The 15,998-nt window shown below is 45.2% G+C and carries 12 protein-coding genes; 8 read left to right on the top strand and 4 right to left on the bottom strand.

Going from position 1 to position 15,998, the window contains the following annotated elements; all coding sequences use genetic code 11:
* Nucleotides 1–22: 22 nt before the first annotated feature.
* Nucleotides 23–907: a tetratricopeptide repeat protein gene (locus IQ257_RS24975; protein ID WP_322744459.1), complete on the bottom strand. Its 885-nt coding sequence runs from the start codon at nucleotides 905–907 to the stop codon at nucleotides 23–25.
* Between the two features lie 102 nt (nucleotides 908–1,009).
* The gene (locus IQ257_RS24970) at nucleotides 1,010–1,375 is read right to left on the bottom strand and encodes a response regulator transcription factor (protein WP_193882094.1); all 366 of its coding nucleotides are present in this window, start codon (nucleotides 1,373–1,375) and stop codon (nucleotides 1,010–1,012) included.
* A 340-nt stretch (nucleotides 1,376–1,715) separates the two neighbouring features.
* On the opposite strand from IQ257_RS24970, the gene IQ257_RS24965 reads away from it, so the two are divergent.
* A complete protein-coding gene (locus IQ257_RS24965) occupies nucleotides 1,716–2,498 on the top strand; it encodes an ABC transporter permease (protein WP_193882106.1) in 783 nt (260 codons plus the stop codon).
* 76 nt (nucleotides 2,499–2,574) lie between these two features.
* Here IQ257_RS24965 and IQ257_RS24960 read toward each other — a convergent pair whose 3' ends face one another.
* Complete coding sequence (locus IQ257_RS24960; protein WP_193882097.1) at nucleotides 2,575–3,021, bottom strand: restriction endonuclease; 447 nt, start codon at nucleotides 3,019–3,021, stop codon at nucleotides 2,575–2,577.
* Between the two features lie 524 nt (nucleotides 3,022–3,545).
* On the opposite strand from IQ257_RS24960, the gene IQ257_RS24955 reads away from it, so the two are divergent.
* The 4 genes from IQ257_RS24955 to IQ257_RS24940 all read left to right on the top strand — a co-directional run bounded on the left by IQ257_RS24955 (nucleotide 3,546) and on the right by IQ257_RS24940 (nucleotide 10,433).
* On the top strand, nucleotides 3,546–4,541 hold the full coding sequence (locus IQ257_RS24955; protein WP_193882100.1) for a DNA-methyltransferase: 996 nt from the start codon (nucleotides 3,546–3,548) through the stop codon (nucleotides 4,539–4,541).
* 121 nt (nucleotides 4,542–4,662) lie between these two features.
* Nucleotides 4,663–5,499 carry a DUF3598 family protein gene (locus tag IQ257_RS24950; protein WP_193882109.1) on the top strand — a complete coding sequence of 279 codons (837 nt, stop codon included), beginning with the start codon at nucleotides 4,663–4,665 and terminating at the stop codon, nucleotides 5,497–5,499.
* Between the two features lie 614 nt (nucleotides 5,500–6,113).
* On the top strand, nucleotides 6,114–6,983 hold the full coding sequence (locus IQ257_RS24945) for an aldo/keto reductase (RefSeq protein WP_193880804.1): 870 nt from the start codon (nucleotides 6,114–6,116) through the stop codon (nucleotides 6,981–6,983).
* 165 nt (nucleotides 6,984–7,148) lie between these two features.
* Nucleotides 7,149–10,433, top strand: coding sequence for a response regulator (locus tag IQ257_RS24940; RefSeq protein WP_193880801.1), 3,285 nt, complete (start codon nucleotides 7,149–7,151; stop codon nucleotides 10,431–10,433).
* Between the two features lie 138 nt (nucleotides 10,434–10,571).
* Here the strand turns inward: IQ257_RS24940 and IQ257_RS24935 are convergent, their stop codons facing one another.
* Complete coding sequence (locus tag IQ257_RS24935; RefSeq protein WP_193880798.1) at nucleotides 10,572–11,453, bottom strand: NAD(P)-dependent oxidoreductase; 882 nt, start codon at nucleotides 11,451–11,453, stop codon at nucleotides 10,572–10,574.
* A 295-nt stretch (nucleotides 11,454–11,748) separates the two neighbouring features.
* On the opposite strand from IQ257_RS24935, the gene IQ257_RS24930 reads away from it, so the two are divergent.
* The 3 genes from IQ257_RS24930 (at nucleotide 11,749) to IQ257_RS24920 (ending at nucleotide 15,983) form a co-directional block, all read left to right on the top strand.
* The gene (locus IQ257_RS24930) at nucleotides 11,749–12,360 is read left to right on the top strand and encodes a hypothetical protein (protein WP_193880795.1); all 612 of its coding nucleotides are present in this window, start codon (nucleotides 11,749–11,751) and stop codon (nucleotides 12,358–12,360) included.
* 260 nt (nucleotides 12,361–12,620) lie between these two features.
* The gene (locus IQ257_RS24925) at nucleotides 12,621–15,311 is read left to right on the top strand and encodes an OmpA family protein (protein ID WP_193880792.1); all 2,691 of its coding nucleotides are present in this window, start codon (nucleotides 12,621–12,623) and stop codon (nucleotides 15,309–15,311) included.
* A 162-nt stretch (nucleotides 15,312–15,473) separates the two neighbouring features.
* On the top strand, nucleotides 15,474–15,983 hold the full coding sequence (locus IQ257_RS24920) for a Rab family GTPase (RefSeq protein ID WP_193880789.1): 510 nt from the start codon (nucleotides 15,474–15,476) through the stop codon (nucleotides 15,981–15,983).
* The last annotated feature ends 15 nt before the right edge of the window (nucleotides 15,984–15,998 follow it).

Raw genomic sequence — 15,998 nt, 5'->3', positions numbered from 1 at the left:
CTGCCCCTCTGCTCCCTCGAAACTACGGACTTTCAGAAGGAAGTGGATCGGGGAAATTAGAGGTTTCGCCACTGGGTGATGAGTTGGGTGCTGCCGCTGGTTGTTCGCCTGCGGTTGCCAGTTGCTTCACTTGGTCTTTGTATTGAGCTGGTGCTAGGGAAACAGCAGTCGTGAAGAGGGGTTTTGCTTCTTCGGTTTTACCCTGTCTTTTGAGGATTACTGCTTTAGCCAATACGGGGCGAAAATCTTGCTCGTTCGCTTCGATCGCTTGATCGTAGATGACTAAGGCTTCGGTGTAGCGTTGCTGGTTGGCATAGACTTTACCTAACAGTAGCTGTACTGAGGTGACATCTAAAGTTCCCGGTTGAACGTCATTCAGTTGGGTGGCAGTTTTTAAGGTATCTTGCAAAAGACCAACTGCGGCTTCGGGTCGGTTTTGCTCAATTAATAGTTGTGTTAGTCCTTCTAGGGCATTCAAATCTCCCGGTTTGGATGCTAGTAACGTGCGATAGGTTTGAGCTGCGCCTTCGCGATCGCCTGTTTGCTGCTTGGCTTGAGCTAGCAAAACTCTATACTCGGTCTGATCGGGATTCAGCTTGGCTAATTGTTCTAGGGGAGCGATCGCACCGGGGATGTCTCCCAGCTTCAGTCGTGTTTCTAAGAGTCCTTGCAATGCGGTTTGATTTTGGGGTTCTCGCTGCACAACAAGTTCATAACCCTTCGCTTGCTCTTCAAGTTGCGATCGAGCTTGGGCAGACATTGTTGGCGTTGCGCTGGGTGCTGCCGTTGTAGGAGATTTGTTTTCCTGAAAAACGCTTCCCAACAACGGAATCATTGAAAGACCTACAAACGCTAGCACTGCCAGCACTAATATCACATTTATCCAGGGATTACGCTTTTGAGACACGACTCTTCCTCAAACTTGAACTGTAATTATTAACACGATAGGGGTTTTTCCGCCAACCATCTCTTTTCGGAGTAACTGTAGTGCAACAGGCATGAGGTGGGTTCAATCGTTGAGCCTATCAGCGATCACTACCAAAAATTTATCAACATTAAACGGCTTGAGAATATAGTCATTGATTCCTAGTTCTCTAATTTTCTGAAGATTACCTTTATCTGCACTAGCGGTGAGAAACATAAAGGGGATGTTTTCGGTGGCTGAATCTTGACGCAACGATTCTAGCACTCCATAACCATTTAGTTCTGGCATCATCACATCGCACAGAATTAAATCGGGTTGGTAATCTTTTGCCTTTTGCACGCCTATATTACCGTTTTCAGCACCTATAGCCTCGAACCCTTCAATTTCTAACAGTTCAATTAAGTTATCTCGGATAAAGCTTTCATCTTCAATGATTAGAATCTTTTTCATTCGTTTTATAGGCTCCATACAAGTTTACATTTTTTAACAATTCTTCCCGATCTCGTATCTAACAATCGCTACTCTTAGAGTGAAGCGGGTAGATGAACCCCCACCAAAAAGCGGACAAGGATTGCCAACCGATTAGCTTAAACTAATAATGATAAGATCAGCCACTCTTTTCTCTAATCCCCTCTGTAAAGGTGAAAGTTTTACTGTAGCGCGTCTCAAAGACAAAAAGCTGCAATTATAGAAAGGTTCTATGGAATAGATTGAGACAGCAAAAGCGATTGGCTGATGGGATGCTTTTTTTTCGACACGGCGATCGCTGCATCCATTCTTAAGGTTAGGTATAATGCGATACCTGTATGTCCTCAGGCTGTTTTGGAGTACCGCAATCGCGGCTGAACTCGAATATCGCCTTAACTTTCTGATTTCTGCCTTGAGCAGTCTGGGAAACTTAGTCGGCAGCTTATTTGGGTTATTTTTGTTCTACCGCACGGGCTATGAGTTTGAGGGCTGGAGTTGGGAAGAAGCGCTGATTATTTTGGGGATTTTTACCTTACTTCAGGGATTTTCTGCCACGTTTCTTGTCCCCAATCTCAACCGTATTGTTGGACACGTTCAACAAGGTACGCTAGATTTTGTACTCCTCAAACCCATTAATTCTCAGTTTTGGCTTTCAGCCCGCACTGTTTCACCGTGGGGATTGCCGGATTTAGTCTTTGCAGGTGTACTCATTGGTTATGCGGGTGGACACCTTGGCTTGAATATCAGGAACTACCTTCTGAGTGTAGTGCCTTTGGCATTTGGTCTGATCAGCCTTTACAGCCTCTGGTTTATGCTAGGAGCGACGAGCATTTGGTTTGTCAAAATCTACAACGTTACTGAAGTACTTCGAGGCTTGTTGGAAGCTGGTCGATTCCCGATGGTAGCGTATCCGGCGGCGTATCGGTTTTTCTTTACCTTTGTGGTTCCTGTAGCGTTTTTGACGACGGTGCCAGCAGAAGCCATGCTGGGTCGAAGTGAAATGGGTTGGGTTGTTGGGGCAGGTATACTGGCTTTTGGGTTACTGTTGGCGTCTGGGATTTTTTGGCGGTTTGCGCTGCGGTTTTATACAAGTGCTTCGAGTTAGACTTCTGACATGAGATTAGTGAGATGCTGTTTGGCACAAGGTGGGTAGAGTTCGTCTGGTTACCCGTTTATTAACGTTACAAATCATCCGCCTGAGTATCAGAGTAAACTAATTCACCTTGCTTAACGAGTTTCATTGGAATTTTTGGATTGTTTATTGCCCCGCTACCCTGCTTTATTTTCCTTTCCCATTTTTGAAACTCAGGTTCTAACTGCTGGGGCAATAGTTTATAAATTTTCTTGAGCAAAATTCCTTCGTAAATTCCTATATACCAAGCTTCTACCTGGCGATATTTATCAAGAATATCTTCATTTAAATGATGATGAGTCGTAACTCCGGGGTTTTTTCGATTTAAAACATTTACGGTTTTCAATTCATATTCTTTACCTTCAGCATCGAGCGCATCATTGCCTTCTCGTCCTGGAGATATACGCAGCCCTAGGAGAATTAATAGCTGTAAAGTTTTGCCGCCATTATCTTGAAAAATATCATTGATACCATATTCCTGAGCAAGTTGTTGCATATCTTGAATACCTTGAATCGCCCTATTGAGGCGTTCGAGATCGGAATAGCGTTTTCCTTCTGTTGCAATAGAATCTTCAACGGGCTGAACGGTAGAAGGACGAATAGGTGCAGCAACTATAGATTCAAAAAAAGCATCTATTTCACCAGTTTTACCGAAGCTTAATAGATAAGAAGGAGGTACATCTAAGGCTTCAGCAAGGTCTAAAATGACTTCAAATGATGGCGATCTTTCAGCACGCTCTAATAAATAAGCTTATATAATCTGTAGTCTTATCGATAACTTCTGCTAATTCATCCTGTGTTATGTTTTTCTCTCTGCGAAGTCGCCCTATCTTATTGGCAAACAGTCGTCGAGCTTCCAGATGATCCATATCCCTTTTCTGAAAAAAACGAACTAAAAGTTTGCCTCTGATATCCTATAAGGGATGAGATTGTTAGTAAACGAACTGAAAGTACGGATTTGAGCTATACTAGCCAGGTGTTGTAGCTATACCTTCGATTTTCAGGAACTTTAACGTAAGCATGAGTAATACATTACCTCTTCCGATATACATCACTAAGTACGGTAAAGCTTATTTAGGAGATTCCTTGGAGCTGCTTAAAAATCTTCATGAAAACTCTGTAGATTTAGTCATTACGTCACCACCTTTTGCATTATTACGCCCAAAACATTATGGAAATGAAGAACAAACTGATTATGTGGATTGGCTATTAAAATTTGCCTCTGAAATTAAAAGAGTTTTGAAGGATACAGGAAGCTTTGTTATAGATTTAGGCGGAGCGTATGAAAAAGGAAAGCCCATTCGCTCTTTGTACAACTATCGGGTTCTAATTAGACTATGTGATGAGTTTGAATTTAAGCTCGCTGAAGAATTTTTTTGGTTTAATCCTTCTAAACTTCCCTCACCTATCGAGTGGGTGAATAAAAGAAAAATACGAGTTAAAGATTCAGTTAATACTGTATGGTGGCTATCTAAAACAGAATTTCCTAAAGCTGATGTAAAAAAAGTAAAAGTTCCCTATTCTAAGAGAATGAAGAAGCTTTTGGAAAATCCAGAGACATTTTACACGCCAAAAGAGCGTCCTTCTGGACATGATATTAGCAACAAGTTTGGGAAAGACAATGGTGGGGCAATTCCTTCCAACTTATTAACCATCTCCAATACTGAAAGTAATTCTAAGTATTTGCGCCTTTGTAAACAAATTGAAGTGGATAGGCATCCAGCTCGTTTCCCTCAACAGCTCCCATCTTTCTTTATTCAGTTTCTCACCGAGCCGGGTGATTTAGTTCTTGATATTTTTGCGGGTTCTAATACGACAGGACAGGCAGCAGAAGATTTATCAAGGAAGTGGATAGCCTTTGAGAAAGAAAAACAATATATTGCCACGTCTGCTTTTCGTTTTTTAGCAGAAGATTCATTTAAACAAGCTCATAAAATCTACACTACTCTCCTTGAAAAGGAACCATTGGCATTGGTTATACCTCAAGAGAAACTGCTTTTTGATTGTATTAATTAACCCTACTCCTAAGCTTCCCTGACAAAACTGCCTTATCTCAAATGCCAAACATTCTAGAGAGCTGTAGAATCGCGCTTAAACTGGTAGTGGCGTGACACATAACGGGTTACTCGGTACAAACATGCGATCGCAATGGGACTGTCTGCTACAAAATCTAGGGGAATGGCAAGGTTCATTCACCCGCTTCTCCCCGCAAGGGGAACTGGTGCAAGACACACCAACCGTAGTGAGTTTTGAAGGACTCAACGAGAATAAAACCATGCGCCAAATCGTCCGCCGTATGCCACCCGGTCAACCTCTGGACGAAAAAGTTTTAGAATACAGTTCGTTGAATCGAACTATCTTACTTTTTGAAAATGGTGCATTTTCCCAAGGCTCGATTCAGTGGGCACCCTTTTCAGAATTTGGTGCTGAATTAGGCTTAATTGAAGGCAATCGCCGCTTGCGTTTGGTGCAACTTTATAATAAAGAGAGCCAACTCAACCAGCTCACATTAATTCGAGAAAAATTGGCAGGTACGGATACTCCAGAACGCCCACCCCTAACTGTAGAGCAGTTGCTGGGAGAGTGGCAGGGAGAAGCAACGACTATTTATCCCGACTGGCGATCGCCCGATACCTATCCCACACGACTAACGATCCAGCGTCAAGGGAGCGATCGCTTAATCCAACAACTCACCTACGGGACTGGCTCATCCGTTCGTACCCTTACTTCTACCGCAAAAATTAACGGTTCTATCCTCCTCTTCGATGAGAGTGCCTTACCCGTTCAAGTATTGCTGCTACCCGATGGAGCCTCTTCTAACTGCCCCTTAACGGTTAAATCAGGTCACTTTTTCGTACTAGAAGTAGGTTGGCTGGTACAACCTGATCAGAGACAGCGGCTCATTCGCAGTTACAGCGATCGTGGGTCATGGGTTAGTCTGACTCTAGTGAAAGAGTACAGAGTAAGCAGTTAGTTCAGCAGAGTTTGGGAGATGAGGGGACAAGGGGACAAGGGGACAAGGGGACAAGGGGACAAGGGGACAAGGAGATTTTTGAGGTTTTACTCATCCCCCCCGCTCCCCAGCGTTCGACTGAGCGCTCACGCCGAAGGCTCCCCAGCTCCCCTACCCTGTGTTCGGTATTCGCTATGGGCAAAATGCCTATCGGCGTCTATCGTGGGGAGTAGGGAATAGGATAGTATGCCAATTTGCATGATTCCTGCAATTTTTGGCGGAGACAAGGGAGATAAGAAGCGATCGCATCTTGCATCTCGCTGGTAAATCGGTAACAGACTTTAACTCTACCTATGGCAAAATCAGCCCATAGGAATCCGACCTAATAGATATTGACTTGAGACTCATCGTTAATAATGTTCCCTACACCCTGTTGAGATGTAACTGAAAAGCTGCACAGAACAAGTCGTCGTGCATTGAATTGGTATGTAGGGGGCTGTCAAAATGTTTGCTAGCCCTCAGTTTACCCATTTTGATATTTGATGAGCTGAGGTGCTGCACTCAAACTAGATGATTCTACACTCGCTGTCAGTGATGAATTACAAGAAAAACAACGGCGAATTTTAGAAGCTAAAGTGAAAACAACAAAACTCGGTAATACGGATATTACTATCAGTGCCATCGGTCTAGGCGGGATGCCAATGTCTCTAAGTAGCAGACCTCCGGAGTCACAATCGATGGAGGTGATTCATACAGCCCTAGACTTAGGAGTTACCCTAATTGATACCGCTGACTCTTACTGTCAAGATGAATCTGACAAGCACCACAACGAGTGCCTGATCCGCAAAGCCCTCCAGCACTATAACGGTGATACCACCCACGTCACCATTGCGACCAAAGGCGGCTTAATGCGACCCGACGGTGCTTGGACGTGCAACGGCAACCCCGACCATTTGCGGCAGGCAATTCGGGCTAGCTTTGAAGCGTTGGGTGGCTCAAAACCTCTAGATGTTTGGCAGTACCACGCGCCCGATCCCAGCTATACGATTGAAGAAGCCTTACAACCTGTAAAAGAAGCTATCAATTACGGTTTAATTCGCTTTGTTGGCGTCTCCAACTTTTCTGTCAAGCAAATCAAACGCGCTCGTGAGGTGGTTGACGTTGTTTCAGTTCAAAATGAATACAACCCGTGGCGTCGGACACCGGAATTTGATGGGGTTCTGGAGTATTGCGAAACTCAAGGGCTGACCTTTTTTCCCTATCGTCCCTTGGGCGGTCGATCTCGGGTTGGCAATCTGCAAAATATCTCTGTCATTGCCCAGTTAGCCGCAGAAAAAGGAGCGTCAGTCTATCAAATCGTCCTGGCATGGCTACGGGCGAAGTCTGCTTGTATTGTACCCATTCCTGGTGCTAGCCAGGTATCGAGCATTGAAGATTCTGTGGGTGCAGTTGAGGTGAAGCTATCCTCGGAAGAGGTGGCAAGAGTTGACAAAAGTACTACCTGATGAATCGGTGGAATAAACCGCCTCCCCAACTCCTCCAAAATTCATTGATAGAGTGGGTTTAACGATGCACCTTGCTATCCGATAACAAACGAGTCGTTTTCAAAACACTGGGCAACGCTGAACGAGAATTATAATATGGGGGCTCTCTTGGCTAACTTGTTTTTCGTGTCATTTATACCCCACGGACACTGCTATCTCTGGAAACCGGGGCTAGTAGGACTCCATGTAATATCAGATTCATTAATTGCACTGGCGTACTATTCCATTCCCGTGACGCTAGTTTCGTTTGTTCGCAAGCGACAGGATTTACCATTCGATTGGATATTTCTGATGTTTAGTGCGTTTATCCTGGCATGTGGCACCACCCACCTGATGGAAGTGTGGACGCTCTGGCATCCGGATTATTGGTTGAGTGGATTCATCAAAGTGATTACAGCAGGGGTTTCCCTAGGTACGGCTGTGTCACTAGTGCAGTTGATTCCGAAAGCGTTAGAGTTGCCCAGTCCCGCTCAACTAGAAAAAGAAATCAAAGAACGCAGGGCGGCAGAAGCCAAGTTAAAAAATGCCCTTCAGCGCCTAACCTTTCATGTTGAAAATTCCCCCCTAGCCGTCATTGAGTGGGACAATGACTACCGAGTGCAGCGTTGGTCAGAACAGGCAGAACATATCTTTGGTTGGACGGCTCAAGAGGTACTCAATCAGCAGATTGACAAGTTGCAACTCGTATTTGCTGACGATGTGGAAGTCGCCAACACAACGATGAGTGGATTGCTCGATGGCAGCATTCCCCGCAGCGTCAGTTGCAATCGGAATTATACAAAAGATCACTCAGTCATCCATTGCGAGTGGTACAACTCGGCTTTGCGTGACGAAAGTGGTAATTTAGTTTCCATTTTATCCTTAGCGCTTGATATAACCAGCCGCAAGCAAGCCGAAGAAGCCCTCAAACAAGCTAAGGAGGAGTTAGAAGTTCGAGTCGAACAGCGAACCGCCCAGTTACAGCAAGTCAACGACTATTTAGAACGAGAACGTCAGCAACTGCGACAAATTATAACGGTTGCCCCCGTAGCAATGGCAATGTTTGATACCCAAATGCGCTATATGGCTCACTCACAGAAGTGGCTCACGGCTAAAGGGATAGAAGGGCAATCGATTATCGGACGCAGCCATTATGAGATGTTTCCAGACTTGCCAGAACGCTGGAAACGGATTCACCAAGAGGCTATTAACGGGGCAGTTATCACCAATCCAGAAGATATGTGGCAACATACCGACGGTTCTATCGAGTACATCCGTTGGGCAATTCATCCCTGGTATAGCCCCGATGGAGAAGTGGGCGGTATTGTTATTGCTAGTGATCAAATTAATGAGCTTGTGGAGGCGCGAGAAGCTGCCTTTGAAGCAGCGCGGCTGAAGTCCCAGTTTCTCGCCAACATGAGTCACGAAATTCGCACCCCGATGAATGGCGTTTTGGGACTGGTGGAGTTGTTATTACAAACCCCGCTTACCCAGCAACAGCAAGACTACACCCGCACCATTCGCAGCAGCGCCCAACATCTGCTGAATGTGATTAACGATATTCTCGACTTTTCCAAACTAGAAGCGGGTGAAATGCCCTTAGAGCAAATTGACTTTAACTTAGATACTTGCTTGGATTCGGTTGTCGATGTTTTGGCAGCACAGGCAGAAACGAAGGGGTTAGAACTGGCAATATTGGTAGAAAGCAACGTCCCCCGACAGTTACGGGGTGATCCGGGGCGGTTGCGTCAGGTACTTCTAAATTTGCTGGGGAATGCTGTCAAGTTTACAGATGTCGGTGAAGTTTTGGTAAAAGTATCGGTGAGCGACTCTCAGCAAGCAGGGCAGCCAAAAGGATGTTTAATCGAAGAAACTGCCCAATCCTCAATCGCTCTTCGATTTGAAGTCATTGATACGGGAATTGGCATCAGTGCTGTTAATCAACAAAAGCTGTTCCAGCCTTTCTCCCAAGTGGATGCCTCAACGACACGGCAATACGGAGGTACGGGTTTAGGACTGGTTATTTGCCAGCAGTTGGTTGAATTGATGGGCGGTAAAATTGGCGTTGAAAGTGTATTAGGTCAGGGTTCCACGTTTTGGTTTATTGTCTCTTTAGGGACTCAACCCCTACCGTTGACTCAAGCCGTACCCCTGGCACTGCGTCAGCTTAAACTGTTGGTTAGTGCTGAACATACCACAACTCGGCAAGCAGTGCGATCGCTCGTCGAAGCCTGGGGGATGCAGTTGGATGAAGCAACAGACAGCATTACCGCCCTGAATGTTTTGCGCTCAAGTGCAGCGCTAGGACATCCCTATGATGTGGCAATTGTTGACCAACAACTGCCTGATTCTCAGGGAGCAATGCTAGTGCCAATGATTCGCTGTGATCCCAATCTTGCTCACACCAAGCTGATTGTTTTAACCACGATGCATCACATTGATGCCGTGCAAGAGCTAGAAGCAATGGATATTTCTGGCTATCTGATCAAACCCGTGAGAGCCTCACAGCTCTTTGACAGCCTATTGAGTGCCGTCGCTCCTGAAGAAGAGATTGCGGGTTGGACATCAAGTTTCAGACAAACCCCAACAACTAACCCCTCAAAATCCTGCCAATCTGACCTAAAAATTCTGCTTGTAGAAGACCATCCCGTCAATCAAATGGTGATTCTGCACCAGCTCGAAATGCTGGGCTACGAAGCAGACTGTGTAGAAAACGGCTCGGAAGCTCTCGCCCAGTTACAAACGCAAAACTATGATATCGTTTTAATGGATTGTCAGATGCCCGTACTCGATGGCTACGAGGCAACCCAAGAGTTACGACGCCGCGAAGATACAGACCGCCATACTGTTGTTATTGCCCTAACCGCCCATGCCCTACCTGCCGATCGTGAAAAGTGTCTGGCAGCAGGAATGGATGACTACCTCAGCAAACCCTTTGATCAAGAAGCATTAGGAGCAACTCTCGAACCTTGGATTAAGCCACGGGTAGAATTTCAACCCGTGGGTACCAACAAGATGATAAACTCCTCCGATAACACAATCCAGCCCCAGGTCGTCGTTAACCCGTCTGAGGAAACAATCTCCGTTTTCAAGATCGACGAAACCCTACTAGATGGAAAACGCCTCGAATCCATCTCTCGCAGTAACGCAGTATTGCAAAAGCGACTCTTGCAAGCGTTTGTTGAAAATGCACAGCCAGGACTCAAACAAATGCAGCAAGCCCTTCAACTACAAGATTTTAAAACAATCGAACAGCAAGCTCACCGAATTAAAGGTGCAAGTGCCAACGTTGGCGTGCGGGTAATACCAGACATTACCGCTCAATTGGAACAGCAGGCACGACAACAACAACTGATAGGAGCGGCTGAAAACGTAGAAATTCTAGAGCAGCAACTCCAGAAGATTCAAGCTTTTCTAGAATCAATGGGCTAGAGGCGTCCCCACTCCCGTTCGGCTTTCAACTGAGCGCTCAAGCGTTCGACTGCCCTTTGAAGCTGAGCGAAGCCGAAGCTTCGACAGGTGGAACACTGAGCTTGTCGAAGTGCTCAGGAACCGCGTTCACGGCGAAGCCTACTCCCTAAAAGCTCGAATCATTGCCTGCGTTCCCTGTTCGCCTCCCGTCCCATCATCAAGTTTTTGAACAATTTTAAACAAGCCGTCAGCCAATTCGACTCCAGACAATTGCTCACCAGACGACTGGACGGTTTCCTGCACCAACCTCAAATCTTTGAGCATATGTTTAATCATAAAACCCGGTTGGAAATCAGACTCTGCAATTTTAGATCCCAAATTGGAAAGCGCCCAAGAACCTGCCGCCCCCGTACTGCAAACCTCAACGACTAAATTCGGATCGATTCCCTGCTGCCGTGCCAGTTGCATCGCTTCGCACAATGCTACCATATGGATGGCACAAAGCACTTGGTTGCAAAGTTTCACCCCCTGACCACTACCCACAGATCCGCACAAGCGAATCGTTTTACCCAAAACCTCGAGTAGTGGCTTGCTCTCTTCAAAGTCTGCTGGTTCACCCCCAACCATAATAGTTAACGTACCCTTCTTTGCGCCAATGTCGCCCCCAGAAATCGGGGCATCTAGAAAATGCAGGTTACGTTTTTTGAGTTCAGTTCCCATCTTACGAGCAGCATCAGGTCCGATGGTACTGGTGTCAATAACCAGCGTACCCGGACGAGCAGATTCGGCAACGCCGCCACTTCCCAAGATAACCTCCTCAACATCTGGAACGTCCCCCACGCAGGAAAACACCACATCTGCCGATGTAACTGCCTCACGGATGGACGGAACTACCGTTGCCCCAGCACTGGCAGCAATTTCGATACCCGGACGGTTGGGGGTACGATTCCACGCCTTGACAGAATAACCACTTCGCGCCAAATTTGCCGCCATGGAACCCCCCATTACGCCGAGTCCGAGAAAGGCAATCTGTTGGTTCATGATCACGATTTTCCTTTAAATGGGGTACATTGTTTCGCTATAATACTAAATTCACTTGTTCATCTCCACCTCCCCCATCCCTTGAGAAGCGCAATTGGTGTCGAAGAAGGGCAACTCTACACGAATTGAAGGGTTTGTTTGTATTCCAGAACAAACCGCAGTGTTATAGTAATGGCAATCTCCCAAAAACCAAGTTCTTTGCTATCAAAGCAACGTAGCAGTTTTTTTACTCGCTGTCTAAGCGAAACTATGGGGTAGATTTGTAAATAAATTCTAGCAAACTAGAGGTTAAAAAATGTCAGAAATCAGTCGAGAGCAAATGCGCGAAAGGTTAGGAAATATTGACCAAATTCGGGATATAATTTTTGGCGCTCAGTTGCGAGAATACGACAGTCGTATTGACAAAATTGAATCAAACTTGATCTTAATTCAACAAGAAATGCGTGAACGTATCGAACAAAACAAAACCATTTATTTAACGGAATTACGGTCAGCCCTTGATTCTATTGAAAAAAAAATCAAGTCGATCAGTATGACCATCCAAAATGAAAATTCTGATGTAAAACAAACCATTGATTTGGTTAACAAAAAGTTTTCTAGCAGTATTGAAGCTCTCGATCAAACCGTTGAGCAACAAACCACGTCGCTCCAGAAAGAGTTATCCGATACAAGAGAAACACTTCAAGATGACGTAAGAAATTTAAGAGCGCACGTCTTTGAAGAATTGGAACGACGCTTTTCAATGATGACTAACACAAAAATTGCTAAAGACGATATGGCAGAAATCCTATTTGAGGTGGGCTTGAGAATTAAGGGGACTGAATTTGCTCCTGAGCTCAAAGAAGCGGCTGGTAGTGATGTAGCTTCAGATTATAGGTTACTGGAGGCGAGTAAAGTTTCCGAATAATTTCAGGGTTGCACATTCGAGATTAACATCCTTGATGAACTGCCCGAAGTCCAATGAAGTTTGGAGTATGAAGGGATAATTATATAGAATAAAGTCAGTTTTTTATCCGTTCTACTTTTAGTTCAACTGGTGTCTTTGGGCGCAATCCATCAATCGAAATAGATGCCATTAAGCAAACCTTATAACAACAGGATTTCCTTAATTGAGCATCTTCTGCGATTCATGAAGATTTACAGCAAGGCAGGGTTAAGACTCAGACTATGGATTCACCAGAAAAACCCCAATCTTCCGTCTCTCAATTGGAAGGGTTGCTAGATTTACTCGTTAATTTACAAACAATCGGTCAATCTAGTGAAGAATCTCTCCCATCTAAGGAAAAATCAACCAATGGCAATAAAAATGCCGATTTTCAGTCAGAGCAAGACGAACCAGAGGCATTGACCAAGACTACACCAGTTCTTGAGTCTGAGTCAAACCTGTCGAGTCAGCCGCCGTTTAAGGAAGAAGAATCACCAGCAGGGATCAGTTCGTCAACAGGAGATGATTACCCCTCACGGTTAGAAAAGCGGTTAGATCAATGGCGTCAATCTCAGTTATCAGAAGACTCTCTAACAGAAGCGATCGCATCATCCCTGTTTGAGGAGTCGCCAACCCATCAGTCTACCCCTGCCGTTTCAGAGGGGACATCTAATGGGGTGACAAACTCTCAGTTGCAGACAGAACCCTCAGAAGAAGCAATTTCAGCAGTGCTGGAAAATGACTTAAATTTATCGAGTTCATCTCAGTTATCAGAAAACTCTTTAACAGAAGCGATCGCATCATCCCTGTTTGAGGAGTCGCCCACTAATCCAGTTTTCCCCTCCCCTCCAGAGGCGACACCCAACAAACGAATGGCATTTCAACCCTCAGAACCCTTACCCCAAGAGTCTACAGACCCGGCTATCTTATCAGAATCAGGCGATCGCCAGCCGACAGAAAACTCCATCACCCTATCGGCAAAGGCATTGAGTGACATGATGTCGTCTCAACTTGCAACCCAACCCCTCAACGAGTCTACCCACCAATTTCTGGCAACCTCAGATGATGACGAGTCAGAGGATGCTTTCACCCCCTTAGAGCGTTTACAACGCCTACTCATCGATCCCGAAATTTTAGATTCTCAGCAGGGATTTGAAAGCCTAAAAGAGAAATTTGAAAACCTTGAACATAAAATCTCCGACTCCAAAGAGTTAATTAAGTTACTGGTGCCATTAATTACTCAGATTTTGAGTATCAAAATTACTGAAGCTCGGGAAGAAATGGCGCAAGCGATCGCACCGATTATTGATGAGATGATTGAAGCGAGAGCAAAGGAAGATAAAAAATCAATCAGCAGAGCCTTAGCACCTTTATTACCCTATGCCCTTAGTCAACGAATACTCACATCTCCTGGAGAATTTGCCAAGGCAATTGCGCCTGAGATAAGTGAAGCCATTAAAGAACAGATTGAGATAGAACGGGATGCAATGGTAGATGCCCTGTACCCTGTTGTTGGCAGTACGATTTCTAAATATATGGCAGAAGCCGTTACCGCGATTAATCAAAAAGTTGAAACCGCCCTCAGCCCAGAGGGAATTTCTCGTAAAATCCGCGCTAGGATGCAGGGGGTTTCCGAGGCAGAACTCATCTTCAAAGAGTCAATGCCCTTTGCCATCAAAGCAATTTTTTTAATTCATAAAGCATCGGGATTGGTAATTTCAGAAGTGCAACCCTTCGGCAAACAGCACCTAGAATCAGACATGGTTGCCGGAATGCTAACCGCAATTCGCAGCTTTGTGAATGATTGCATTGTCCAATCGGGTGAAGTTTCAGAGCTGGATCGGATTGAATATGGTAGTTGTGAAATTACTCTAGAAGTAGCAGGGTATTGTTATTTAGCGGTAGTGACTCAAGGATACCCGCCCAAATCCTTTCTAGAGAAAATGCGGGAGGCGCTCAGTACCATTGTGCAACGACATGGTAACGCAATCGAATTATTTGATGGCGATCCCGATAATGTTCCCCAGCCAGTACACCCGCTTTTAAAATCGATTACAGATTTTAGCGCCATCGTAGAAAAGCCAAAGCGAAAATTTCCCTTCGCCTTACTAGCACTGAGTGCCGCAGTTCTGAGTGCTATTTTCATTCCATTGGGAATTCGTCACCATCAGAGTGGGATTAATCGCAATCTGGAGGAAAAAACGAGCATTGCCTTGGCTTCTGATCCAGAGTTAGCAGTTTATACTCTGACAGTAGATGCACAGGAAGATACAATTGAGCTGTCTGGAAAGTTACCCAGTAGCTATTTGGTTGAAAAAGCCGGACAAATTACTAAGACAGTTGCCCCCAATGCTCAGATAAAAAATGACATTATTGCTGTCAAGGTTCCTCCTGATCCGGCAGAAGTTGCGGCGGAAGTTGAGCGAGTGACATCCCTGCTCAATAATATGGATCGTATGGCAATTTGGACGAGTTTTGAAGCGGGTAGAGTTACGGTAGAAGGTAGTGTGCTTCAAGTGGCAGATGCCCGGAAAATTACAGAAGCTTTTGAGAAAATTCCGGGCGTTGAATCGGTAACAAATACAGCACAACTCCAGCCTCTAGCCCTCGCGTCTCGCATTTACTTCGAGCTGAATTCAGCCGAGTTAAAATCATCAGAATTTCAAAAACTCGACCAACTCGAAGCCTTTCTAAAAGATTATCCTAACCAGACTATTCGGATTATCGGTCATAGCGATAAGAGTGGCAATATGATAGAAAATCAGCGATTGGCACTGGAAAGGGGGCAAATTGTAGCGGAGGCACTTGTGAGTCGTGGGATTGATTCAAGGCGTATCGAGATCGCTGGAACAACTAAACCGCCTACGGGTGTTTATGATGATGAACCCTTAAACTTCAGTCGGTTTGTAGAATTTGAAGCGATCGCACCGTGAAGAAGGCAGCAGGCAGAAGAAATTTACGAATGACTATAGTAGTCAAACAACCGCTATGGTTAAGTAGATCTGTAGAGTTCGAGGCGATCGCATCTCAAGCGTTCAGCCCTCTTTGTGAACTAGTACCTTATCGCAGCTAGCGATCTGTAGTGATTTCACGTCATGATATCTAAGAAAATATGTCTCGTCGGTGACTTTGGCGTTGGAAAAACCAGCCTGATTCGCCGCTTTGTTGATCGCCAGTTCAGTGATCAGTACCTGTCCACCGTGGGCGTGAAAATATCCCGCAAAGTCGTGGAATCACTAAATGTACAGTTGTTAATCTGGGACTTAGAAGGACATACCAAGTTTAAAGCGATCGCGCCCACCTATTTGCAGGGATCGGGTGGTGCTGTAATTGTTGCCGATGTCACTCGTCCAGAAACCATCGATCAGCTCTCAGAACGAGTTAACCTTTTTTCATCGGTCAATCCCAAAGGCTCGATTATGATTGCCTTGAATAAAATTGACTTAATAGAAGAGGAAAAATTGAAAAAATTGCTACAACAGTTTCAGCTTGAAGATTGGAAGCAAGCCCTAGGTATCTATCCCACCTCAGCCAAGACAGGTTCCTCTGTTGATGAAATGTTTGAACGTTTAGCCGCCAAGATGATAGAACCGGTTGGGATGTAGGGGGAGCTGGGGAGC

It is taken from the genome of Coleofasciculus sp. LEGE 07092, assembly GCF_015207375.1.
GTDB lineage: Bacteria > Cyanobacteriota > Cyanobacteriia > Cyanobacteriales > Coleofasciculaceae > LEGE-07092.
This window is presented reverse-complemented; position numbering and strand designations above follow the sequence as displayed.

Bases quoted from the DNA above. Each gene is read 5' to 3' on its own strand.
- IQ257_RS24970 (WP_193882094.1), bottom strand. From the start codon at position 1,375: ATGAAAAAGATTCTAATCATTGAAGATGAAAGCTTTATCCGAGATAAC.
- IQ257_RS24960 (WP_193882097.1), bottom strand. From the start codon at position 3,021: ATGCAACAACTTGCTCAGGAATATGGTATCAATGATATTTTTCAAGAT.
- IQ257_RS24955 (WP_193882100.1), top strand. From the start codon at position 3,546: ATGAGTAATACATTACCTCTTCCGATATACATCACTAAGTACGGTAAA.
- IQ257_RS24950 (WP_193882109.1), top strand. From the start codon at position 4,663: ATGCGATCGCAATGGGACTGTCTGCTACAAAATCTAGGGGAATGGCAA.
- IQ257_RS24935 (WP_193880798.1), bottom strand. From the start codon at position 11,453: ATGAACCAACAGATTGCCTTTCTCGGACTCGGCGTAATGGGGGGTTCC.
- IQ257_RS24930 (WP_193880795.1), top strand. From the start codon at position 11,749: ATGTCAGAAATCAGTCGAGAGCAAATGCGCGAAAGGTTAGGAAATATT.
- IQ257_RS24925 (WP_193880792.1), top strand. From the start codon at position 12,621: ATGGATTCACCAGAAAAACCCCAATCTTCCGTCTCTCAATTGGAAGGG.
- IQ257_RS24920 (WP_193880789.1), top strand. From the start codon at position 15,474: ATGATATCTAAGAAAATATGTCTCGTCGGTGACTTTGGCGTTGGAAAA.